This is a genomic window from Amaricoccus tamworthensis, from assembly GCF_049800875.1.
In the GTDB taxonomy this organism is placed as follows: Bacteria; Pseudomonadota; Alphaproteobacteria; order Rhodobacterales; family Rhodobacteraceae; genus Amaricoccus; species Amaricoccus tamworthensis.
The window spans coordinates 1-23,491 of record NZ_JBNAFV010000016.1; the positions used below are offsets into that span (position 1 = coordinate 1).

Sequence of the window (23,491 nt, forward strand, 5' to 3'; positions counted from 1 at the left end):
GTAAGCGGTGTTTTGATCCCACCTTCCTGAAGGCTTCCTGATCTGCGAGTCCGTTTCCGAGTATAGATTGGAATTGGAGGCTGGGTTGGTAGGAGATATATCGCTCCATATGGAGGATACTGGCCGTATGGATGTCATGGTCGGTCCTTCCGGGAAACGGCGCTGGTCTGATGCCTATAAGGGCCGTGTGGTCGCCGAAACACTGGTGCCGGGTGTTACCGTCAATGAAGTGGCGCGGCGGCACGAACTGCTGCCAAATCATTTGTCGGCGTGGCGTCGGCTGGCGAAGGAAGGCAGGCTGGCGGTTCCGGATCTGGCCGGAGCGGAGTTTGAGTTTGCGTCGTTGGTGGTTGAGCCTGTGACCGCGCCGGCTCCCGCCGCGTCCAGTGATGCGGTTGAGATCCTCTGTGGCGATGTCACGGTTCGTCTGGGGGCTGATACATCTCCCGAGCGGATAGCGGGGATTGTTCGTGCCCTGTCCGGGTCCGGATGATCTTCCCATCACAACGGGTTCGGATTGTTGTGGCGACGAAGCCGGTGGATTTCCGCAAGGGCCACAATGGACTGGCGGCTCTGGTAAAAAATGAACTGCATAAGGAGCCGTTCACCGGAACCGTTTTTGTGTTCCGCTCGAAACGTGCGGACCGTCTGAAGCTGCTCTACTGGGATGGGACGGGACTGGTTATGACGTACAAGCGGCTGGAGGAGACGACTTTCACGTGGCCTGCGGTTCGAAACGGTCTGATGTCACTTAGCCACGCGCAGTTTGAGGCCCTGTTCTGCGGTCTGGACTGGCGGAAAGTGAAGGCCCTGTCGGCCCGTCCACCGACTGCGGCAGAGTAAAAAACCATCCTTTACCCTGGTCCCCGGGCACTGGTTTTGGTAGTCCGGGATCATGATTTCGACGGCTGATCTTCCGGATGACGTGGATGCGCTCAAGGCCATGATCGTGGCGCAGAGTGAACGGAATGACCGTCTGGAAACTCTGGTTGCATCCCTCAGACAGGCCCTGTTCGGACGAAGATCCGAAAAATCCGATCCTGACCAGTTTGAACTGGCCCTCGAAGATCTTGAGACCGGTATTGCTGAGGTGGAAGCCGAACGTGAGGCTGATCCAGCGGGTGCGCAAACCCGGACCTCAAAGCCGCGCGCAACCAACCGGGGGGCGCTGCCCAAACACCTGCCGCGCATTGAGGAGGTGGTCGAGCCGGACAGCACGATCTGTCGTTGCGGTACCGAACGCCATGTTATTGGCGAAGACGTGAGTGAACGTCTGGACATTGTGCCGGCACGGTTCCGGCTGATTGTGACCCGACGCCCGAAATATGCCTGCCGTTCCTGTGAGGACGGTATCGTCCAGGCCGCCGCACCGGCACACCTGATCCCGGGCGGCATGCCAACCGAAGCCACCATTGCCCATGTGATCGTCAGCAAATACGCGGATCATCTGCCCCTGTACCGGCAGGCGCAGATCTACGGACGTCAGGGGATTGAACTTGACCGCTCCACACTGGCTGACTGGGTTGGTCGCGCGGCATTCGAGCTGCGACCCGTTTTTGATGCCCTGATCTCCGACCTGAAAAAATCGCCGAAGCTGTTCATGGATGAGACCAGAGCCCCTGTTCTTGATCCTGGCCGGGGAAAGACGAAAACCGGATACTTCTGGGCGCTGGCCCGCGACGACCGGGCGTGGGGTGGAGATGATCCGCCCGGTGTCACGTTCACTTACGCGCCCGGACGATCCGGCCAGTATGCGGATCAGATACTGCAGGACTTCCGCGGCATTCTGCAGGTTGACGGGTATGCCGGCTACAACCGGCTGATCAGGCGGCCGTCACAGGGTATTCAGCTGGCCTACTGCTGGGCGCATGCGAGGCGGAAGCTCCACGAGGTTGCCCGGACTGGAACCACACCGATCGCCGATGAGGGTTTGCGACAGATTACCGCCCTCTACAGGATCGAGAAAGAGGTCCGCGGCGAAAGCCCCGCCAGGCGGTTGGCTGCAAGACAGGAGCGCTCCAAACCCGCCCTTGAGGCATTCGGGACATGGCTCACGGCAAACCGTGCGCGGGTGTCAGCCAAATCGCCCCTTGGAGAAGCCCTGAAATACATCGCCAAATACTGGGACGGCCTCTGCCTGTTTCTGACCGACGGGCGCATCGAGATGGACTCGAACCCCGTGGAGCGAACAATCCGCCCCATCGCTCTAAACAGGAAAAACGCACTCTTCGCGGGTCATGATGCCGGAGCACAAAACTGGGCAATCATGGCGTCCCTTATCGAGACCTGCAAACTCAACGCCGTCGATCCCCACGCCTGGCTGACCGAAACCCTCACCGCAATTGTGAACGGCCACCGACAGGCCAACATCAAAGCACTGCTGCCGTGGAACCATCAACCGAAGGTGTGATCAGGACTTCGCTTACGGCGGGGTGAGGGGAATTGGTCAATCTTTACGCCTCCGTGGTCCGGCCAAGGCGTCCGGTCGAAATGCGGGCCAGTTCAGGGCCAACTCACACAACAATCCTATTCGTCGTAAGATATCCACCGACAGTGCGTCCGTAGATAGTGATCAAGTACCGCAATATTAAAACGATTCTGCCTGAAACAAGCGTCAGTGAAGACACCAGGATCTTCTGACATAACACTCGGATCTAACTCTATTCCGTTCGTCTCTAAAAACACAAATGCAGATAGGAGGCCAGTTCTCTTATTCCCGTCAATGAAACCATGAGCTTCGGAAATACCATGCCATAAGATAGCGGCTAGACGAATCAGATCACATTCATTTGAAAAATAATGGTGGTTTACCGGACGCTTGAGAGCACTTTCCAGATCATCGCGCTTGAGGTAACCCTTGAGATTTTGAGGCTGCAAGCAACGAGCGTGAATATCTTCAACCTGCGCAAGGTCAAGGAAGATGATCTCATCATCTTCCTCTAATTTCACAGTGAATTTCACGCAAGAATTTTTAGAGATTCCTCGAAACGAACCGTCAAACGCTTAGCTGCCTCAGTCGGGTCACGACGAATAATACGCTTGGGACGTGCAACTGGTTTGAAGTTGGCATTAGCAGGGACACGATCAACAGACGCATAAGCAGCGTAACTGCAATTGCAGTTCAAACAGGCTTTTTCTACGCAATGGGCCACCGTGTCGACTCCTCAAGACGCGCTATAAATATCATTTCCAAGGCAAAAGTAAACTCACGCTTTCGCAAGAGAGTAAACTAACACCCTTGATAAAAGGTTCCTCTGACATTTCAAACCTCAGCAAGACCTGTCCAGCGAACCACAAAAAACGATCATCCGACAAATGCCCAACTGCCAGTCAAAATGTAGCCAATTCAAGCCAACGCTCCTCTTTCCTTTGGAGTCAATCCAAAGGAAAGAGGTACATGACGCCATAAAATTGCGCCGCTCAGCCGTTGGTGCGCCGTCCCCCGGTCCGGCGCTGGCACGGCTGTCGTGGGGGTTATTTACCCTCTTCCCACCGGATGTCGGCGCCCAAAGCCGTCAGGTTCTCGATGAGGTTGGGGTGAGCGCGGCGGAGGGGGTCGGCCTTGAGGATGCGGGAGCGGCCCTCGATCTGCATGGCGGCGATGGCGAGCGCCACGACGACGCGGATGATGTAGGGGGCCTCGACCTCGGCCGGGCGCAGGCGGTTGCCGCCGAAGATAAGTAACCGGTGGGGGTCCGAGAGGTGGGCGCGGACGCCGAATTTGGCGAGCTCGCTGCTCCAGCCAAGCGCGCCCTCATAGACCTTGTTCCAGAAGAGCACGTCGCCCTTACAGCCCACGGCGACGCCGATGGCCTGGGGCAGCAGATCCGCGGGGAAATAGGGCCAGGGGGCGGCCTCGATCTTGGCGGTCATCTGGGCGGTGAGCGGCGGGGTGACCTCGCGGGTCCAGCCGGTAACGGTGACCTCGCCGGGGGCCTGTTCGAACTGCAGGCCCAGCTTGCCGAACTGGTCGAGGATGAGCGGCATTTCCGGGACGATGTCGGTCTTGACGGTGATGCGCCCGCCGGTAACGCCCCCGAAGGCGAGAAAGGTCGCGACCTCGTGGTGGTCATCCGGCACGGCCTGGGTGGTGCCGCCGAGATGGTCGCTGCCCTCGATGGTCAGGCGCGAGGTGCCCTCCCCTTCTATTGTCGCGCCCATATCGGCCAGCATGCGGCAGAGCGCCTGGACATGCGGCTCGGAGGCGGCATTGGTCAGGACGGAGCGGCCTTTGGCGATGGCGGCGATCATGGCGAAGGTCTCGGTCGCGGTCACGGAGGCGTATTCGGCCCAGATCGCCTGGGCCTCCGGCCGGCCTGGCAGGGTCAGGTCAATGCCCGTGTCCTGGGAGACGGAGGCCCCAAAGGTCGCGAGGCAGTTGATATGGGGGTCGATCTCGCGGATGCCGAGCGCGCAGCCCTTGGCGTCCACGTCAAAGCCGAGATGCCCGGCGCGAAAGAGCACGGGCGCGAGCAGCAGCACGGCGGAGCGGATGCCGAGCGGCAGGTTGCGCGCGGCCTCCCGGGCGGGCTCATGGGGGTGCTGAACCGTCAGGGTGCCATCTTCCGGGCTGTAATCGACCTTTGAGCCAAGGGAGCGGAAATAGTCAAGGATCTTGGTCACGTCCGTGATGGCGGGCACGTTGGTGAGCGTGACCGGCTCCTCGGTCAGCAGGCTCGCGCAGAGCATGGGCAGAACGGCGTTCTTGTTGCCGGACGGTTTGATGGTGCCGTTGAGCGGCACACCGCCATTGATGATGAGATCGGTCATGTTGCGCGTATCCGTGCCTTGCAGATTTTGTCAGCGCGGACCCTACAGCGCCGGAGAAGGGACATAAAGCCGGGACCTTCCCGATCATGCCGTCCCGTGCCAGGATGGCGGGAACGGAGAGACCGGCGGCGCGGGACCACGAGACCATGGACCATCCCCTGAGATCACTGATCGAGGAACGCCTGCGCGAGGCGGAGGAGGCGGGCGCGTTCGAGAACCTGCCCGGTGCGGGCAAACCCCTGCCCGACCTGCGCGAGGCGCCGGACCCGCTGATGGCCCATCTGACCGCGGACGGGCCGGTGAAGTTTCCCGTCACGGTACTGCGCGAGGGGATCGAGGCGTCCAAACGCCGGCTCGCCACCCTCACCGATGAGGAGGCGCGCAAATCGGAGATGAAAAACCTCGCCGACCTGCAGATGCGCCTCGCGATGGAGCTGGAAAGCCTCGTGCGCTACGGGTGAGGCGGGCCATGAAACAATGCGGCCCGGGACCATGTTCAGATCCCGGGCCTGCTGTACGAAGGGCGCGGCCTGGCACCGCGCCATCGGTCCTGCCTTAGAGGAAGTACTCGATGTCGTCGATGTTCGGCAGACGGACGGCGTGGGTGCCGTCGTCCTGGTCGATGACCACGACAAGGGCGTTGCCGCTCTTTTTGGAGGTCACGTCCGAGGAGGAGTTGATCATCTGACGCAGTTCGGCGGCACTGTCGATGGTGGCGGACTGACCGTTGGCACCGGGCTTCAGGGTGCCGTTGTCATAGTCCTGGAACCGGAGCGCGTCGCCATCGTCGAAATCGAAATTCTTGATGACCTTTTTGGTCCAGCCTTTGACCGTATCCCCGTCAACGGTGATCGTGCTGCCGTTGTTCGAGCTGCTGCTGGAGGAGGAGTTCGAGCTGCTGGAGGAACTGCTGTCGGAACTGGAGTTCGAGTTCGACCAGGAACCGGACGCGGTGGCGTTGGTGCCGATGCTCACGATCTTGTTGTTGCTGACATTGCCGCTGGCGCTGATGTCATGGGCGGTGTTGCCGGTGATGGTCACGCCGGAGGAACTCTTCGAGATGTCAATCTCCGGAGTGTGTCCGCCCTTGCTGGACTTCAGGGCCGGATCCTGGATCACCACATTGTTTTTGATGTCGAGACCGGCGACTTTTGCCGCGATCTTGATGCCGTATTTGTGGCCCGCGGTAATGGTGTTGTTCTCGATATCGATGTTTCTGTGGGTGGTGCCACCACCCATGTAGATCGCCTGGGTGTTGGTGTCATTGGTGTCGATGACATTGCCGCGGATCACGATATTCGAGGAGGCGCCGTTGGTGGGGTGAATCTGAATGCCGTCATGGTGCTGCGATCCGGACGTTTTCATGTCGCGGATCTGGTTGCCGGTGATCTGCGCGCCGTTCACGCCGGACAGGGCAATGCCGTCATTGTTCATCTTGGTGAAGTCGTTGTCGCGGATATTGACGGAATTCGAGTTGTTGACCGCGATGCCCTTCTTGTTGCCGATGAAGGTCGAATCCTCAATGTCGATATTGTTCGAGCTGCGCACGGTAAGGCCGGTGCCGCCGCCGGTGAACTTGAGGCCGTCAACGTCAATGTTGCTGGATTTGTTGATGGTCAGCGAGCTGAGGGTGGCCGGGTTGCCGCCGTTTTCCGAGGTCAGCGTAATGTTTTTCTTCACGCTGTTGAGTGAGATCGAACCGTAGTTGCCGGATTTGAGGACAATAATGTCACCGTTGCCCGCGCTTTTGATCGCTGAATTCAGCTGCGACGCGTTCGATACCGTTTTTCTTGCCATGGTCGTCTGGTCTCCTGTCGTTTTTTTAACCGCCCCGGATTCTCCGGTACGGCGGGTCGCCACCCCCCTGGGACACGCATGATCATGGCCGGGTCTTCCCGTCCTGCGGACAGGCCTCACCGTTGACGCAAACCGGCCGTGGCGGTCGCGCCTGACATCAATCCCAGAGATTTGCAGCTTCCAGGAGCCGCAACACGGGAACCAAATCCATACGAAAGAGTTGGTCCCGGGAGCAGCCCGCTGGTATCCCGGCGTTCTTAGCCGTGCGCTTTATTTCGGCTCAAGGGCGGGGGGCAGCGGTTTTCCGCCATAAGCGAAATCATGCTGAACCGGTTGGTAAAATTCCCGCCTGACGCGGAAATATTACAACTTTTACGATCAATTGCGCTCATTTCAACCGCATGTGGAACCGCACACCAGAGCTTCGCCTGTCGACATTGCGGGAGACGCGGACCGGCCTGGTCCGCGGTGCGGCGAAACGGGTTGTAAAATCAGGGCCGGGCCGCGCGGCGGTCGTGGAGAGATTCGCCAGGAGTTTGCCCGGGGCCTGATTCCAGGGCTTGCAAGACGCCTGGATTAGTGATTTGTAGCGGCGCACCGGAGAGGTGGCCGAGTGGTCGAAGGCGCACGCCTGGAAAGTGTGTAGGCGGGGAACCGTCTCCAGGGTTCGAATCCCTGTCTCTCCGCCATTCCCAATTTCAGCAGGAAACCAGCCGAAACTCCCGCCAGGGAGTTTTTCGACCGCGTCCGAATTCATGTGGTCCCGGGGTGTTCATGTCCCCCCGGAAAAGCCCGGCGCGCGACGCGCACCGGGTTCCGTCCACGGCGTCAATGGGCCGGCATGACCTCCTCGCCGTAGACCAGCCGGGCATAGATATAGAAGCCCGCGCCAAGCACCGTCCAGGCCAGTGCGATTGCCCATTCCACCGGCCAGATCAGCGCGGCAGGCGACCAGGGCAGATAGAGCAGCGCGAGGCCAACCGAGAGCACCAGCGCGGCATAGCCGACCCAGGGTCCCTTACCGGCGCGATAGGGCCGCGGCATGTCAGGCTCGTTTTTGCGCAGAAGGATGAAGGACACCGCCACCATCGCATAGGCCACCACGATGCCCAGCCCGCCGGCATCCACGAACCAGACCAGCGCTCCGCGTCCCAGCAGGGGAGCAAAAACAGAGATCGTGCCGATCAGCAGGATGGCGTTGACCGGTGTGCGGTATTCGGGATGCAGTTTCGCGAGGAAGGCGGGCAGCATCCGCGCCTCGGCCAGCGCGTAGATCGCACGGCTGCCTCCGATCAAAAAGGCGTTCCAGCTGGTGATGATGCCGCCAATGCCCGCGAGGATCACCAGCGTCCCGCCCCATTGGGAGCCGAGAACCGCTGTGGCCGCATCCGCCGCGGCGATATTGGCCGCATCCAGCTGGGCCGCGTCGAGCGCGCGTCCGGTGGAGATGGCGACCAGCATGTAGAAGACCACCGCCAGCAGGACCGAGACGATCAGCAGGCTGCCAATCCGTTTTGGCGGCAGGTTGATCTCCTCGGCCGCCTGCGGGATCACGTCAAAGCCCACGAACAGGAAGGGCACCATCACAAGTACGGAGAAGATGCCCCCGACCCCGCCCACAAAGAGCGGTTCGGCATTCGCGCTGCTGCCATTGGTGAAGGCGCCGGCGAAAAACGCGATGCCGCCCAGCAGAATCACGAGGATCACCACCTTCTGGACCAGTGCGCAGGTCTGGATGCCGCGGATGTTGACCCAGGTCATGAGCGCCGCGGCCCCGGAGCCCAGCATCGCCCAGGTCAGGTAGACCTCCGATCCGCCAAAGGAGTAGAGATACACCTGTTTATAGGCGGGGATGAGCTCGGCCACCACCGTGGGCAGGGCCACGGCCTCGAAGGCGACCACGGATACATATCCGAAAATGATCGCCCATGTGCAGACGAACGACCCCAGCCCCCCCATGGCGCGATGCGAGTAGACGTGCTCGCCACCCGTCTTTGGCATGGCCGAGGCGAGTTCGGCGTAGGTCAGGCCAATCAGTACCACTGCGACACCGCCGACCGCAAAGCCAACCAGCGCGCCATAGCTGCCGGCATTTGTGATCCAGGTCCCGGCGAGAACCACCCAGCCCCACCCGATCATCGCACCGAAAGCCAGGGCGAGCACGTCCCAGTCTCCAATAACCTTTTTGAATTTGTCTTCCGAATCCATTTGGTCCCCCTTGGATGAGTTCGTAACGGTTGGTGTTACCGGACCTCCCACCATAGGAGGCCAGCAGACGGATTTCGAAAAAAATCCATCCGCCGCCCGGCCAGGCCGACCTTTCCGCATAAAAAACAGGCAGTCCGGCACGCAAAGACAGCACGGCACCACCGCCATGACAGGGCCATTCACGATCCGGACCCGGGCCCTCACTGTTTCTCCCGGACATAACCCTTGGGTTGAGTTGCAGGCGTATCCCGAACACCCGCGATCGTCCGGCACCGTTAAGGGAACCCGGCCCCGGGGTTTGGTGTTCATTCTGATGTGACAGTTATGTGACAGAACGGGATTTGAACACAACAGACCGCGGACCTGCCCTCCTGTCAGGATCCCCCAGGAGAGACGCCCTGCAGCCCGAACGCTATCCGCCCACCCATTCCGCCATCAGCCGCGAACGCCCCGTCATGCTCATCCCCATGGGCACCTGGCGGCGTCAGCTGGTGTTTCTGCCCGGCCTTGTGCTCAAGCTGGTGATCGGCGCCCGGCACCGCCGGGCCGTTGAGCGGGAGGCCTGCCGGGCGCGGGAGGCCGCGGGGCACGGGTTCTGGTCGGATCTTGCCCTGCCGCCACGACGGCTGCCGCCCTTTGGCATGGCCATGCGCCGGCACGGGGCGGTGCGCCTGGGGGATTACGGGGAGATCAACCGGATGCTGCTCGACCGGCTCGACCGGGCGCGGGACTGGCACGAGTGGCGAAGCGTGGACGCGATGATCCGCGCGGCCCCCCATACCGGCGGCCATCTGCCCGCAGAGGCCCCGGCGCTTGTGGGGGCGCGTCTGCCCATGACCTCCATGCACGGGGATCTGCACATGTTCAATTTCGTGCGCCGGGAGGAGGATTTCGGACTGCTCGACTGGGAGTGGTACGACCCCAGGGGATCCTTCGCCTTCGATTTCATCGATTTCCGGTTTGCCAATGTCCTGACCAATTCGGGGCAGAACGCCTACCGTTTCATGGCTGGCCTCACGCCGGACAATCCCACCATCGCCTTTGTCGCCCGCAAACTCGACATCGATCCCTGGGCGCTGGTCATCCACTATGTCTTCACACGGGTGAACACGATGATCTCGCGCCGCGGCGGGCTTGAGGGCGTGCCCGCGGACCAGCGCGCGGGGGCCGAAAGAGTGCTGGGGCTTTTTGCGGCCAGGGCGGCGCGGGGCGGGTCTGCCGGAGGTTTCCGGTGATGGCGCCCGTCCGCCAGCTTCACCGCATTGTCGGCCCGAAGACATAGCGCAGACCAACGAGTAGGTCGAAGGTCTCGAACTCACCGTCGAAATTCTCGGTGGCGGGACCGTCATATCTACCCGGGCCGGTCCCGAACCAGCGTCCCTCGGCGTAGAGGCTGACAGCGGGGTTCACCTCATATCCGATGCCGCCAATCACCTGATAGGCAAACCGCGTCCCGCTGTCGAAGTTCTGCCCGCCCGCGTCCACATCCACTTTGGCCGCGCCGATGCCGGCGCCAAGATAGGGCCGGACCGCCCCGGTCGCGCCGAGGCCGTCGAACACGTAGAGCGCGTTGAGCATGACAGCGTCGGCGGAGGTGTCGCCATTCGCCGTGACGCTGTCGTCATCACCGGCACGGTCCGTGATGGTGACGTCCGCGCTGCGGTAGGCGTATTCGATCTCCATCGAGATGTTCGGCGTGAAAGCCGCGCCGACCGCGGCGCCCAGGGTATAGCCGGTGTCGTAATCGAAGTCCGGGAGGGCGATCCGCTCCCCGTCCTCCTCGAGGGTGGTGTCGAAATTCGACGGCCAGGTCGCGCCTCCAAATCCCTTGAGATAAATCTCTCCCGGCGAAAACGCCTGCGCGGATGCCGTTCCCGCAACCCCCGCCAGCGCGATGACCGCCACGGCTGCGGCCCACAAAATCCGTTTCATGATTCTCCATCCCTCCCGGTTACATGTCCGAACAAAAATTACACCGCCCGCGATTACCGTACAACTGTTACGCATGAGCGCAGCGGGCCGGGATGGGGCAGGCCCCCGGCCTGGACGCTTTCAGCATCGGAGCCGGAACGCGGCGTCACATGGGCAGTTCAATCTGCGGCAGTGGACCGTTTGGACCTGGCTTTTGCGAAGGCCACGAAAGCGGCGTTGGGGCTGCGCAGGGCGGGTCTGCCGGAAGTCTCCCAGTGATGACGCCAGTCGGCCTCGAGCCGGTAGGGGTCGAGCCCTGGGGCCACGGCGCGCACGCGCTCATGGATATCGGTGTCGAGGACGGGGCCGTCCCTGCCGGTGCGCGGTCTGCGCGCGCGCACCCGCACCAGATCACCCTCCTCCAGCGCGACGGTATAGTCGGGCAGGCTGTCGGCCGCACCAATGTCGCGGATCATCCTGCGGAAGACCCGGCGGGGCGAGGTGGAGCCGGTTTTCTTCAGCAGCGTCTCGAGCCCCACATGCCACTCGGACTGGCGGCCGCAATGCTTGCGGGCGATCTCGTAGATCCGCCGCTCCAGGGGCTTGCGCAGGCGGAAATAGTCCCGGTGCAGGGTCAGCACGGATTTCGACACCACCGAGCGGTAGATCCAGTCCGAGAGCGTGATGGTGACCAGCACCATGCGTCCACCGCGGGCCTTGCGCAGGATCTCCCAGGCATCGATCAGGCCGAAGCCGCGGGTGCTCTCGATGCCCCCGGTTTCGATATTGGTGACGATGCGCGTGCCCGAGAGCCGGTCCAGCGCCTCGCGCAGACGCCGGTAGCCGTCGCCGGAGGTGTCGCGGTTGGTGGCGACCAGCAGGTCATGGGCGCGCAGATGCAGAACCGGCGAGGTGGGAAGCCCGGCATTAAGCGCGGCCATGAGCTGGCTCACACAGAAGATCAAAACGTCCTTGTCATGGATCGTGGCCAGGCCCTTGACCGAGGGAGTGACCTCGATCTGCGCCTCCCCGTGGGTATAGCGCAGGATCCTGCGGTCCGGCCGCGTGGCCAGGGTAAAGAGCGGATGCTCCATTGATGCCATGTCATCCTTGGGCGCGGCCCAGGGATAGTCGCAGATGAAAAGTTCACCTGGTGCCGCCACCGGTGCTGCCACACCGGTCCCGGTCGTCATGCTCTGCCCCATGAAACGGTTTTCCGTTTTCTATCGTGGTTTCAGTAACGCAAGACTGTGTCAGGCCCAGGATTCGCACAACCGTTCTTTTCGGGGCTTCGGATTCGGTTCCTCGTGGTTTTGGAATCGCATTAACGTGGTTCCGGATTCACCCGCACTGAAATCACGGAGAAATTTCCAATCAATTCCACGGGTTTGCGGAACCGGCAAAATCCCGTAACACACTATCTAACACTCAATAACACCATAAAATTTTATGGCCCCTCCGGATCACACGTATTCCGACAAAGAAAATCCATTGTTTTTGCTGGGAAAAATCAGATGAATATCGGTTTTCCTTTGATGTATCGCGATTTATGGTACATAAGTAGAAACGCGATACATGCGGAACCAAAGCCTTTCGGCCCCCTGCCCTGACAAGGATATCCAGACCATGGCACAGACAGGTGACAGCAGCCCTCCCCCCTATTTCAACATCTCGCCCGATGCCGCCCTGACCGAAATGGACGAGCCCGTCAGCACCGGGGGTTTTGCCGGTCTGGCCGCGCGCTGCGTGCAGGGGCGGGATGACCTGCAGACCTGGGGGCACCAGGAGGAGGGCGGTAAAACCCTGCGGCTCTTCTCGACCTGGGAGATCACCAAATATCTGATCCCCGTGGCCCAGGCCCATTTCCGCCGGGTGCTGCGGGCCAATCCCGACCTGCCCCAGGGACGCTCGGAAACGGAAGGTGGCGCCAAATGGTTCAGCCTCGACGAGGTGCTGGCCCTGCGCGCGCATTTCGCCGCGGAAGGCTCCCGGTCCAAGGAATACCTGCCCTACCGTCCCAAAGGGCTGCCCGCCAAGATCACGGCCGTGGCCAATTTCAAGGGCGGGGTGGGCAAGACCTCAACCGCGGCACATCTGGCCATGTCGGCCGCGCTCGACGGCTACCGGGTGCTGATTATCGATCTCGACAGCCAGGGGTCCATGACCTCGATCTTTGGCGGCAAAATCGCCGATGAGTGGGAGACGGTGTTTCCGCTGATCGCGCGGGATTACGCGCTGGGGCTTCAGGCCGAGAACCGGCGCCGGGTGGAGCGCGGTGACACCCCCCTGCCCCTTGATGACGTGCTGGACACGGCGCTCAACAAAACCGCCCAGGATCTGATCCGCAAAACCCACTGGCCGAACATTGATCTGATCGGCGCACAGCTCAACCTCTACTGGGCGGAGTTTCAGATCCCGGTATGGCGGACGAAACTGCGCGGCTGGAAGCTCTGGGAGGCCCTGTCAGGGGCGCTGGAACGGGACGGGGTGCTCAACGAGTATGACGTGGTCATCCTCGACACACCCCCGGCTCTTGGCTACCTGACCATCAACGGACTGGCCGCTGCGGACATTCTGCTGGTGCCGCTTGGCGCGTCCTTCCTGGAGTTTGACTCCACGGGGCGGTTTTTCGACATGCTGCACTCCACCTTCCATTCCATCGAGGAGGGGGAGAACCTGGCCGCACGGGCTCTGGGACGCCCGGAGACGCGCTTTGAGTGGGATGCGGTACGTGCGGTCATCACGCGCTATGACGGCGCCCAGCAGGCCGAGCTGGCGGCTCTCATGCAGGGATACCTCGGCCGCACCCTCTCGCCCTGGCGTCAGGACTACACCGCCCTGGTCGGTCAGGCCGGGGAACAGGTCAACGGCATCTATGAGGCGGATTACCGGGACTTCAACCGCGACACCTATGCGCGGGGACGGCGGACATTCGATGAGACCTATGCGGGCTTCAAGCGGCTGCTGCTGGGGTCCTGGCGGCGCGATGAGCTGGCCGGTGCCACCACCCGGCCCGTCAGGCGCCAGGAGGCCGTGTGATGGCCCGGCGACGTCTCATGCCTGGTGTGACCGGCCAGGGAAGCACCCCCGCGCCAGCGGCGCGCTCCGGCCCCCAGGCACCCATTGCCACCACCGTGGCGGATGCGGCGGGCACCGCGGCGCTGGAGGAGATGGCCGGCGCGTTGCAGTCGGCCCGGGATAGCGGGCGAATGATCCTCGATCTGCCGCTTGACAAAATTTCCGCCGATCACCTGAGCCGGGACCGCATTCCGGTTGAGGACGAGGAGATGGCCGCGCTGCGGGAGAGCCTGCGCCTGCACGGCCAGCGCACGCCCATCGAGGTTACGCCCCTGGAGGGCACCGCCCTGCCCTATGGGCTCATTTCAGGCTGGCGGCGGCTTCATGCGCTTAAGGCGCTCGTGGCGGAAACCGGTGAGAGCCGGTTCTCAACGGTTCAGGCCATCATCCGCAAACCCGACACGGTGGCCGATGCCTATGTGAACATGGTTGAGGAAAACGAGGTCCGGGTGGGGCTGAGCCAGTATGAGCGCGCCCGGGTGGCGGCGCTGGCCACGCAGCGCGGTATTTTCCCGACCGAGAAGGCGGCGCTGCTCGCGCTCTTTGCCTCCGCCAGCCGGGCCAAACGGTCGCGCATCCGGGCCTTCCTGGAACTTTATCATGCCCTCGACGGGGTGCTGCGCTTTCCGACCCATCTGCCGGAACGTCTGGGCCTGCAGCTTGTGGACGCGGTGCGGGCGGGAGAGGCCGGGCGGATTGCGGAAAAGATCGCGGCAGCGGATCCCGGGTCGCCGGAGGAGGAGCTGGAGGCTTTGCGTCAGGCGCTTGCGCCCGGAACCGCACCCGCCAAACCACGCCCCAAAAAAACGGCGGCGGAGACGGTGGAGATCGAACCCGGCATTGCCCTGGAGCAGTCGCTCAGTGGAAAGACCCTGACCCTGAAACTGCGCGGCAGGGGGGTGACGCCGGAGCTGCGTGACCGGGTGATGCGGGCGCTTAAAAACCTCGACTGAGCGGTTTGTCCGAAATGTTCCGCGCGCGGAACATTTGCCATGCGGGACGTTTTTGCATGCAGGCAAAGCCGTAGCGGGGCCGGGCCGCATTGGACGGCATGAACGTATTCATAAAATCGTGAGTTATTGGACGTATCCGGGTGCGGGTATGTGGGGCGCTTTTGGGCTTGAAATGGTGCGAAAGCGCCGTCGCCTGCGTCGGTAGGGAATTGCGGTGCGGGTTTCCCGCCTCACATCTCCTGACACCAGATTACCCGGTTTTTCGCGTGGGTCACCCGTGATGCGGTGAAATACCTGGCAATGTGGCGTTTTTGCCAGAAGCGCCCTTTGTCTACGGACGTTCCGCGCGCGGAACATGGGGCGACTCCGGGCAGCATTTCGTTAACGTGTTGAGTGGAAATCCGCTTATCTCAAACCCGCCGCAAATGCCTCTTTGCGCTTAATCGCCGTTTAACCAGTTCGGGCGATCCAGTTCCCTGTCAGACCGGCTGAGCCCCTTGCCACAAAGGCTTTCAGGGCCCGGGCGGTCGGAATTTCATACCTCCGTTCGGGCCGGTTGTTTCGTCGGACGGGGGACGGTTGGCAGCTGAAAACGGCGGCAGGGCGCAATGCCTCTCCGGGGTCCGGTTACGGGTCGTGGGTGGCATCCAGGAAAGGTGTGTCCGCGGTCCGGTTTTACGCTGTCTGGGCAGATCCCGGACGGTTCAAAAAAGGAACCGCCGTTCGGGGTGACGTAAGAGGCAAGGACCCCTTCCAGGAATGGCAACAGTCAAGGTATCAAACGCATCGCAGCTCAACTCCGCGATCAGAAGCGCCAGCAATGGCGACACCATTCAGCTCAAGGCCGGCAACTACGGCTCCGTGACGATCAACGGCATCAGCAAGTCAATCACCCTGACCTCGGAACAGGGCAGCAACCCGGCCTCGCTGAGCGGCCTGACCCTGCGCAACTCCGCCAACATCAAGGTGGATGACCTGAAATTCACCGGCAGCGGCAACGCGGTGGCGATCAATGACTCCAGGAACATCACCATCCAGGACTCCTCCTTTGCCGGCAACAAAAAGGGCATTGCCGTCAACCGGGCCGATGATATCACCATCCGCAACAACGATTTCACCAAGATGAACAATGACGCCATCGCCATGACCGGGGTGGACGGCGCGTTGATCGTTGGCAACCAGGTTAAAAACATGGCCACCGGTGGCGGTGCCCATCACGACATGATCCAGATCCACCCCACCCACGGGGCGTCCTCCAACATCACCATCCGCAACAACGTGCTCGACAGCAATGACACCTTCACCCAGGCGATCTATATCGGGTCGGGCACAACGCACAGAAACATTACGATCGACGACAACACCATAACCAGCGGCCACAAATACGGCATCCAGGTGGTTTCCAACGTGCGTGGGCTCGACATCACCGACAACGTGGTGGTCCAGGACCAGGCCGTGAACTCCAGCAGCGACCGTTATGTACCCGAGATCAACGTTTCCCGCGGTTCCTCGGATGTGGAAATTACGGGCAATACGGCCCATGAGATTTACAGCGGGTCCGGCAGCGGCTGGAAGGTGTTTGGCAACACCATCGTCAAGCCTGGCAGCAAGGTCACCGACGGCGGCACGGGGTCCGGTACCGGAGGCGGTGGAACCACTTCGGTGGTGACAAAGGACACCGACACCACCGTGACGAAGGCCGGGTCGGGCAAAACGGTGACCGCCGACGGGGACAGCATCAACGGCTGGACCAAGGTGGTGGCCCGCAACATGGATCTCGATGGCGGGGACACAATCGTGCTGAGGGATTTCGATGCCGGTACGTTCGTGAACGGCAATGACGGCAATGCGCTTGCGGTCAGTGATGGTGGCCGGGACGTGACCATCGACAGCCGTGCGGATGTCGAGGAGATCATCGCCCGGTCTTCCGACGTGCGCACGAAGGTCGAGGGCGATGACACGCTGGTTCTGCGCATTTCCCAGGATGACGGCACCATGGCCCTGCGTCTGGTTAATCTCGGGGATGTGGACGCGCTTCTGTAAGGGCCTTCCTTTCCCTCTCTCCGTGAGCCCGGATGTTCCGCAGCGGACATCCGGGTTTTTTCATGCCCGTTTAGGTCCACCGGACGTCGCGGTGTCACACCGCACGGGATTGTGGGGCCGGGGTGGGGCAAATCCCCGGTTTTCCCTTGACCCCAGGTCGGGAGCGGCCACATTTCCAGGGTATCCGCCATTTAAGACAGTTCAGATCCCTGGGAAGAGAAAACATGGTCAGACCCCATACCATCGTCACGCCAAACACCTGGGAGTTCCTCTCCGAGCCGATGATCGCGCCCACCGGCTTCCGGGAATATGACGCGCGCTGGAAGTTTCCCGAGGAGATCAACCTGCCGGGCATGACCGCCCTTGGCATGGGGATTGGCACCCAGATGTGGGAAAAGGGGCTGAAGCCCGAGATCGCGGTGGGCAACGATTACCGTGACTATTCGCTGGCCATCAAACAGGCCCTGATCCTGGGGCTTGTTCAGGCGGGAATCAGCGTGCGCGACATTGGTCCCGCGCTCTCGCCCATGGCCTATTTCTCCCAGTTCCATCTCGATGTTCCGGCCGTGGCGATGGTCACGGCCTCCCACAACCCCAACGGCTGGACCGGGGTGAAGATGGGCTTCGAGCGGCCGCTCACCCATGGGCCGGAAGACATGGCCCGGCTGCGCGACATCGTGCTGGAAGGCAAGGGCCAGACCCGGCCGGGTGGCGCAACTGGGAGACCGTCACGGGTGTGCGGGAGGCCTATATCGACGATCTGGTGGGGGATTTCCGCCTCTCCCGGCCGCTGAAACTCGTCTGTGCGACCGGCAACGGTACGGCGGGGGCCTTTGCGCCTGAGATTCTGCGGCGCATTGGCGCGGAGGTTGTGCCGCTGCACATCACACCCGACTACACCTTCCCCAACTACAACCCCAACCCCGAGGCCATGGAGATGCTCCATGACATGGCGGCCGCGGTGAAGGAAAGCGGCGCGGATCTGGCACTTGGTTTCGACGGTGACGGGGACCGCTGCGGCGTGGTCGATGACGAGGGTGAGGAGATTTTCGCCGATAAGATGGGCGTGATCATGGCCCGCGATCTCGCGAAGATTTACCCCGACGCGCAGTTCGTGGCGGATGTGAAATCCACCGGTCTCTACAAAACCGATCCGGTGCTTCAGGAGCATGGTGCGAAAACCGATTACTGGAAGACCGGCCACAGCCACATGAAGCGCCGGGTGAAGGAACTGGGCGCGCTGGCCGGTTTCGAGAAATCCGGGCATTACTTCCTGGCCGAACCCGTGGGGCGGGGCTATGACTGCGGCATGCGGGTGGCCGTGGAGGTCGCAAAGCTGATGGACAGGAATCCGGAGAAATCACTGTCGGACCTGCGCCGCGATCTTGGCCGGACCTGGTCGACGCCGACCATGTCGCCCTTCTGTCCCGATACCGAGAAATATGATGTTCTTGCCCGCATCGTGGAGAAGCTCGAGGCCCGTGCGGCTGAGGGGGGCTCCCTGGGTGGTCAGGCCATCACCGGCATCGTCACGGTCAACGGCGCGCGGGTGGAGCTGGAGAACGGGGGCTGGGGCCTTGTGCGGGCGTCATCGAACACGCCCAACCTGGTGGTGGTCTGTGAGAGCCCCGAAAGCGAGGCGCAGATGCGGGCGATTTTTGAGGATCTCGACGCCATCATCCAGACCGAACCCTCCATGGGGGAATACGACCAGAAGATCTGACGCCGTTCGTGTTTCGGTCATGAAAAAAACCCGGAGGTGTAATGCACCTCCGGGTTTTTCGTCAGGTGGAAAGATCCGGCCTTATTTGTTTTTGCGGCGGCGCTTAGCGGCGCCCAGCAGGCCAAGGCCACCGATGAGCAGCGGCAGGCTTGCGGGAAGCGGAACCGGGGCGCAGTCCTCGGCGTCGAAATTTTTGCCGCCCCAGCCGCCCTGGCCACCGAATTTCCTGTCGCCTTTTTTGTGGTCGAGCAGGCCGCCCAGACGGTCACCGAGTTTTTCGAACCTGTCTTTATGCTCGTCGAATTTGCCACCGAAATCGAATTTGCTGCCGCCAAAATCGATCTTTTTGATCTGCTGCGAAGACCCGCCGCCACGCTTCATGTCGAAGCCTTTCATGATCCCGGCGGATGCGGAAAGCGGCGAAAGCGTCATGGCACCGGCAACGATTGCGGCGGCGATAAGACCCTGAGTGCGGTTGATCATTTTTGTCCCCTTTAAACTGTATTCGGCCCCCCCTCAGAGGCCTTTCCCCTTCAGCCGTCACCGGTCCCGGCCGGTAACAAACTGGTGATGTTGTACCGTTCCGCAGCCTTTTCGATCAATTGTAATAAACTTGATTGGTTAATCGTATGGCGGCAGTTAAGCCGTGTTTTTGCGACTCCTGCGGGCTGTTTTTCAGGTCCGTGGAAGCGGTATGGAGGGTGTGGGGATGCAGGTCGGGATGGATATCGAATATGGCGACCGGGAGCGTAACAGGCTGGATCTGTATCTGCCCGATGATGTGAAAAATCCGCCTCTGGTTGTGTTCATCCATGGCGGGCGCTGGTGCCGGAATGACAAAAGCCAGATCACCCGTCACGACCGTGCCGCGAAACTGGTGGAGGCGGGCCTTGCCGTGGCCTCCATCAACCACACCTGGAGCACCGAAGCACGCTGGCCGGTTCAGCGCGATGATCTGCACCGGGCTTTTGCGTTTTTGCGCGCCCGTGCTGGGGTTCATGGCTATGATGGCAGCCGTGTCGCGGTATGGGGGCAGTCCTCGGGGGCGCATCTTGCGCTTTGGGCGGCTTTTGATCTGGCCGGGAATGCGAAGACCCGGCTGGCCGCCCTGGTGTCCTGGTATGCGCCGTCGGATCTCGGGCGGCTGACGGAGGATCGCCTGGCCGATGGTGTGACCCGGAATTCGGTCCCGACCGGCGGAGCGGCCCCGGAGGATATTCTGATTGGCGTGAGGGTGGAGGACAGCCCCTCCCGCGCCGATGCGGCCAGCCCGCTGTGTTTTTTGCGGAGCCTGCCAGGTGATACGCCTTTGCCGCCCGCACTGCTGGTTCATGGGACAGCCGATACCGTTGTATCCCCCCTTCAGACGCGGCGGCTGTTTGATGTGATGCGGGGGCGTCCAGGCGTGCGGACCGTGGAGCTGCGCCTGGTGGAGGGCGCGGGGCATGGGGGCGATGGTTTCGATGCGGAGGTCGAACCCGCTGTCGGGTTTCTGAAACGGGCCTTCGGGGCGCCTCGGGACAGGTGCTCCAAAGCGTTAAGCGAAACCCCTGATTCACTCAGGACCGCCTGAAATCACGGTTTTCAATGCGTGGGGTGTTTCAGGTCATTGGTCAAACGTCGTGGCCCCGGGTCTTCCGGCGGTGCCTGATGGTGCCGATCAGGGCCAGGCCGCCCACGAGCAGGGGCAGGGAGGCGGGCAGGGGGACCGGCAGCACTGTAGCCGGGGTTGGGCCGCGTTTTTTCCCGCGATGGCCCTGCCGGCCGCTGTCAGGGCGTCCCTGCGGGTCGATCAGCATGTCATTGAGACCAAGATAGCCGTTTTCGCCGGTCCAGCCCTGTTTCGTCCGGGATGTGGTTTTGCCCAGCGACACGCTTTTCCGGCCTTTTGAGGGCGAGGTCTCCCAGGTGGCGCCATGCCCTTTCAGGGGCGCGGCCATGGCCTCTGACGGGGCCTCCAGCAGGAGGGCTCCGGCGGTGATGGCAAGAGCCATGCTGAGTGTTTTCATGCGTCCGCTCATGACTGGCCCGTTCTCTTTCCGGCGGGGTGCCGCGCGGTGCTGATGGTACAGGCCCGCGACTGGCAGCGGCAATCATGTTAGGATTTTGTGGTTAATGCGGTGTTGACCAGGCGGGGAGGGCGGCCCCAAAGAAAAAGGCCTTCCCGAATGCCGCCGGAAAGGCCCTGTCGTGACTGTATGTGAGGCCCGGTCCTAGAAGGAGCCGTCCTTCTGGAAGGGCACGGCCAGTGTCCGGAACAGGATGCGGATGTCCATAAGCAGCGAGTGGCTGCGGATGTATTCCAGATCGAACCGGACCCGCTCATGGGCCATTGCAACATTCTCGACCGGTCCGCGGTTGCCATTGACCTGGGCAAGCCCCGTTACGCCTGGGCGGACCCTGTGGCGCTCGTGGTAATGGGGGATCAGCTCCTCAATGTCCTTGCCCTCGACCTCAAGCACCAGCGCGTGCGGGCGTGGACCCACCAGCGACATGCGGCCGCAGAGCACGTCCCAGAGCTGGGGCAGTTCATCAAGGCAGGTCCGGCGCAGGAAACGGCCGATCCGGGTGACCCGGTCATCGTCGCGCGTTGCCTGACGGCGGCCGGACATGTCGGTTCCCTCAACCCGCATGGTGCGGAATTTCGTGACCACGACCACCTCGCCGCCGAGGCCGTAGCGGGGCTGGCGGAAGAAGATCGGGCCCGGGGAACTGGCCCGGATGCCAAAGGCTGTCATCAGAAGGATCGGGGAAAACGTGATGAGGAGTATGAGGGCCCCGAGGCGGTCCATCATGGATTTGACCCGCCAGGACAGTCTGCGCTGCCGTCGGCGTGCGTCCCTGAGGATGAGGGATCTGAATTCAGCGGGTGTTCCGGCATACTTCCGGTGTCCATATCCTGGTACGGCGAGACCGGTATCCAATTCCGCGATATGTGTCATTTAATCTACCTAAAATCGTCCCTGCACACAACAAACGGGATATGCGACACGGGCGTCTCAGCGACGGTCTACGGGTCCAGCGGGCCGGAAAGCCCCTGTGCCTTTCTGAACGCCTCCGGGAAGCCTTTGTGGCGACGCCATCAGTTTGTTGGATGAGTTACCCCTCTCATCGCGTTTTATTAAGCCATTATTTATCCTTAAATTCAAGGAAATTTTGGCTAAAACCGTCAGGGATGGCTCCTCTCTGCCAGGAAATTATGCAGGTGTGGCAAATCGGCTGTTTTGCGGGCGTTCCGTGTTTGGGAGCGCCGGGGGGGACCTGGGGGCAACCCCATGATTTCAGGGATTTTCCCGCTTTGGGAGCCGGGATTTGGAGCCGCCGGGCCGTGATTTTTGGCGTATTTTTCTTTCGAATGCGGGAACCGGCCGGGTGTGGCCGGAGTTTGCCGCGCTACGGGAATCAGCGTGGGCGCATGTTTCGGTTTGAAACGGGCCGGAACCCTGGTTTATCTGCGGGGGCTGGTTCAGGCACGGTGCGGGACCCGCTTTGCAAAAAGGATGCGTGGGACATGGGCTCGGACGAACCGGTGATCAGTGTGGTCATTCCCCATCTCAACCAGCCCGAAAACCTGCGCGCCTGTCTGGCCTCGCTGGAGGCGCAGCGCGGGGATGGCGTGCCGTTCGAGGTGATCGTGGTGGATAACGGCTCGCCGGAACCTCCCGCCGCGGTTTGCGCGGATTTCGGGGGTGTTCGTCTTGAGGTTGAAACAACCCCAGGGCCCGGGCCCGCGCGCAGCCATGGCGCCGGGCTTGCCCGTGGCGGAATTCTTGCCTTTATCGACAGTGACTGTACCGCCGATCCAGGCTGGTTTTCCGCAATCGCGGCGTATTTCCGGCGAAAGGATGCCGCGGATGCCCTGGGCGGGCAGGTGCGCATTGCGCCGGTCAATCCGGAAGACCTGACCATGGTGGAGGCCTTTGAGAGTGTTTACGGCTACCGTATGAAGCTCTTCATCGAGCGGGACAACTATGCGGCGACCTGCAACATGGCCGTGCGGCGGGAGGTCTTTGAAAAGGTGGGGCCCTTCGCGGGCATAAACGTGGCCGAGGACATGGACTGGGGGCAGCGGGCCACGGCGATGGGATACCGCATCGAGTACGTGCCGGAAATTGGAATTCACACGCCCGCGCGGGAGAATTTCGCCGATCTGACCCGCAAATGGGACCGGCATATCGCCCATGACTTCGAGGTGGTGCCGGCAGGGATCGTGCCCCGTCTGAAGTGGCTTTTGCGGGCCGCTGCGCTTGCGGCGTCGCCCCTGGCGGAGATCCCCACCATTGCCAGGACGGGGTATCTCAGCGGTTTTGGCGACCGGCTGCTGTGTTTGCGCGGGGTGGTGCGCATCCGCTGGTACCGGGCCTGGAAGATGCTGCAGCTGGCTTTCGGGGCTGACGGGTCGCGCATGAGCGGTGGCTGGCACCAGACCGGCGGTCGGGGATAGTGCCCCGGTCCGGGACCCTTTTGTCCTAAAACCCCTCCACCACGATTTTGCCCCTGGCCTGACCTGTTTCCACAAGCCGGTGGGCCTCACGGATGGATGCCTGGAGCCGGACTGTCACCTGCATCAGGGCCGCAGCCCGTCTCTTTTTGGCATCAGCGAAAGCGACGGAGAACGGGAGAAGACACCGACGCCTGCTGAAGCTTTTCGATCCTGCGGGCCATCAGAAAGGGTTTTCCTCATCAGGGTCGACCATGCCGCGCCCGTGGCACTGCCAGCAGGGCCACTGGAAATGAAGTTTCCCATCCGGCTGCCGTTCAACCTGATTGCCGTTGCAGGTAAAGCAAAAGGTCAGAGACCTGCCCTGATGGATAATATCGGCCGTGTGTATGGTGATATCGTCATCGATCCGTTTTCTCGGCATTCTCTTCCCCCTTTCACGTGATAACAGCCCGCGCGGGCCTGTTACGTCAGGAATATGATCCTACGGCCAAACTGTCCGGGTTGGCCATATACCGGTTGCAGGGGAGGGAGGCCCGGTTCCCTGCGGCAGAGATCCAAACAGGG

At 61.8% G+C, this 23,491-nt stretch carries 20 protein-coding genes, 1 tRNA gene and 1 pseudogene; 13 read left to right on the top strand and 9 right to left on the bottom strand.

Going from position 1 to position 23,491, the window contains the following annotated elements:
• Positions 1–109: 109 nt before the first annotated feature.
• From tnpA to tnpC, 3 genes are read left to right on the top strand one after another with little or no spacing between them, the layout of a single operon-like run.
• On the top strand, positions 110–493 hold the full coding sequence (gene tnpA / locus ACP15P_RS18770) for an IS66-like element accessory protein TnpA (protein WP_424928839.1): 384 nt from the start codon (positions 110–112) through the stop codon (positions 491–493).
• Entirely contained in the window at positions 490–843 is a 354-nt protein-coding gene (gene tnpB, locus ACP15P_RS18775) for an IS66 family insertion sequence element accessory protein TnpB (RefSeq protein WP_424928840.1), read from the top strand. Before tnpA ends, tnpB begins: the two co-directional genes overlap by 4 nt.
• Before the next feature lie 52 nt (positions 844–895).
• Positions 896–2,410 carry an IS66 family transposase gene (tnpC, locus tag ACP15P_RS18780; protein WP_424928841.1) on the top strand — a complete coding sequence of 505 codons (1,515 nt, stop codon included), beginning with the start codon at positions 896–898 and terminating at the stop codon, positions 2,408–2,410.
• A 116-nt stretch (positions 2,411–2,526) separates the two neighbouring features.
• Here the strand turns inward: tnpC and ACP15P_RS18785 are convergent, their stop codons facing one another.
• Positions 2,527–2,961, bottom strand: coding sequence for a type II toxin-antitoxin system death-on-curing family toxin (locus ACP15P_RS18785; RefSeq protein WP_424930018.1), 435 nt, complete (start codon positions 2,959–2,961; stop codon positions 2,527–2,529).
• A gap of 513 nt (positions 2,962–3,474) precedes the next feature.
• Positions 3,475–4,770 (bottom strand): UDP-N-acetylglucosamine 1-carboxyvinyltransferase, encoded by a 1,296-nt coding sequence (locus ACP15P_RS18790; protein ID WP_424930019.1) that lies wholly within the window; start codon positions 4,768–4,770, stop codon positions 3,475–3,477.
• A gap of 86 nt (positions 4,771–4,856) precedes the next feature.
• Between ACP15P_RS18790 and ACP15P_RS18795 the strand changes: the two genes are divergently transcribed.
• A complete protein-coding gene (locus ACP15P_RS18795; protein ID WP_424930020.1) occupies positions 4,857–5,231 on the top strand; it encodes a DnaJ family domain-containing protein in 375 nt (124 codons plus the stop codon).
• Positions 5,232–5,325: 94 nt separating this feature from the next.
• On the opposite strand, the gene ACP15P_RS18800 is transcribed toward ACP15P_RS18795, so the two are convergent.
• Positions 5,326–6,567 carry a right-handed parallel beta-helix repeat-containing protein gene (locus ACP15P_RS18800; RefSeq protein ID WP_424930021.1) on the bottom strand — a complete coding sequence of 414 codons (1,242 nt, stop codon included), beginning with the start codon at positions 6,565–6,567 and terminating at the stop codon, positions 5,326–5,328.
• Between the two features lie 599 nt (positions 6,568–7,166).
• Here ACP15P_RS18800 and ACP15P_RS18805 point away from each other — a divergent pair.
• Positions 7,167–7,256, top strand: a tRNA-Ser gene (locus tag ACP15P_RS18805).
• 139 nt (positions 7,257–7,395) lie between these two features.
• Here the strand turns inward: ACP15P_RS18805 and ACP15P_RS18810 are convergent.
• Positions 7,396–8,775, bottom strand: coding sequence for an APC family permease (locus ACP15P_RS18810; RefSeq protein ID WP_424930022.1), 1,380 nt, complete (start codon positions 8,773–8,775; stop codon positions 7,396–7,398).
• A gap of 341 nt (positions 8,776–9,116) precedes the next feature.
• Between ACP15P_RS18810 and ACP15P_RS18815 the strand changes: the two genes are divergently transcribed.
• Positions 9,117–10,010: a hypothetical protein gene (locus ACP15P_RS18815; protein WP_424930023.1), complete on the top strand. Its 894-nt coding sequence runs from the start codon at positions 9,117–9,119 to the stop codon at positions 10,008–10,010.
• Positions 10,011–10,029: 19 nt separating this feature from the next.
• Here the strand turns inward: ACP15P_RS18815 and ACP15P_RS18820 are convergent, their stop codons facing one another.
• A complete protein-coding gene (locus ACP15P_RS18820; RefSeq protein ID WP_424930024.1) occupies positions 10,030–10,707 on the bottom strand; it encodes an outer membrane protein in 678 nt (225 codons plus the stop codon).
• Between the two features lie 158 nt (positions 10,708–10,865).
• Positions 10,866–11,891: a replication initiator protein A gene (locus ACP15P_RS18825; protein WP_424930025.1), complete on the bottom strand. Its 1,026-nt coding sequence runs from the start codon at positions 11,889–11,891 to the stop codon at positions 10,866–10,868.
• 421 nt (positions 11,892–12,312) lie between these two features.
• On the opposite strand from ACP15P_RS18825, the gene ACP15P_RS18830 reads away from it, so the two are divergent.
• The 4 genes and pseudogenes from ACP15P_RS18830 to ACP15P_RS18845 all read left to right on the top strand — a co-directional run bounded on the left by ACP15P_RS18830 (position 12,313) and on the right by ACP15P_RS18845 (position 18,483).
• Positions 12,313–13,725, top strand: coding sequence for an AAA family ATPase (locus tag ACP15P_RS18830; protein ID WP_424930026.1), 1,413 nt, complete (start codon positions 12,313–12,315; stop codon positions 13,723–13,725).
• Complete coding sequence (locus ACP15P_RS18835; RefSeq protein WP_424930027.1) at positions 13,725–14,717, top strand: ParB/RepB/Spo0J family partition protein; 993 nt, start codon at positions 13,725–13,727, stop codon at positions 14,715–14,717. Before ACP15P_RS18830 ends, ACP15P_RS18835 begins: the two co-directional genes overlap by 1 nt.
• A gap of 759 nt (positions 14,718–15,476) precedes the next feature.
• Positions 15,477–16,760, top strand: a complete 1,284-nt coding sequence (locus tag ACP15P_RS18840; RefSeq protein ID WP_424930028.1) for a right-handed parallel beta-helix repeat-containing protein — start codon at positions 15,477–15,479, stop codon at positions 16,758–16,760.
• Positions 16,761–16,984: 224 nt separating this feature from the next.
• Positions 16,985–18,483 (top strand): annotated as a pseudogene (locus ACP15P_RS18845) (phosphomannomutase/phosphoglucomutase).
• 81 nt (positions 18,484–18,564) lie between these two features.
• On the opposite strand, the gene ACP15P_RS18850 reads toward ACP15P_RS18845, so the two are convergent.
• Entirely contained in the window at positions 18,565–18,966 is a 402-nt protein-coding gene (locus tag ACP15P_RS18850) for a VPLPA-CTERM sorting domain-containing protein (protein ID WP_424930029.1), read from the bottom strand.
• A gap of 211 nt (positions 18,967–19,177) precedes the next feature.
• Between ACP15P_RS18850 and ACP15P_RS18855 the strand changes: the two genes are divergently transcribed.
• Positions 19,178–20,056, top strand: coding sequence for an alpha/beta hydrolase fold domain-containing protein (locus ACP15P_RS18855; RefSeq protein ID WP_424930030.1), 879 nt, complete (start codon positions 19,178–19,180; stop codon positions 20,054–20,056).
• 40 nt (positions 20,057–20,096) lie between these two features.
• Here ACP15P_RS18855 and ACP15P_RS18860 read toward each other — a convergent pair whose 3' ends face one another.
• Together ACP15P_RS18860 and ACP15P_RS18865 are read right to left on the bottom strand one after the other, a co-directional pair.
• On the bottom strand, positions 20,097–20,492 hold the full coding sequence (locus tag ACP15P_RS18860; protein ID WP_424930031.1) for a VPLPA-CTERM sorting domain-containing protein: 396 nt from the start codon (positions 20,490–20,492) through the stop codon (positions 20,097–20,099).
• Positions 20,493–20,696: 204 nt separating this feature from the next.
• A complete protein-coding gene (locus ACP15P_RS18865) occupies positions 20,697–21,425 on the bottom strand; it encodes a sugar transferase (RefSeq protein ID WP_424930032.1) in 729 nt (242 codons plus the stop codon).
• A 569-nt stretch (positions 21,426–21,994) separates the two neighbouring features.
• Here ACP15P_RS18865 and ACP15P_RS18870 point away from each other — a divergent pair.
• Positions 21,995–22,927, top strand: coding sequence for a glycosyltransferase family 2 protein (locus tag ACP15P_RS18870; RefSeq protein WP_424930033.1), 933 nt, complete (start codon positions 21,995–21,997; stop codon positions 22,925–22,927).
• Between the two features lie 289 nt (positions 22,928–23,216).
• Positions 23,217–23,369: a hypothetical protein gene (locus ACP15P_RS18875; RefSeq protein ID WP_424930034.1), complete on the top strand. Its 153-nt coding sequence runs from the start codon at positions 23,217–23,219 to the stop codon at positions 23,367–23,369.
• Positions 23,370–23,491: the final 122 nt, after the last annotated feature.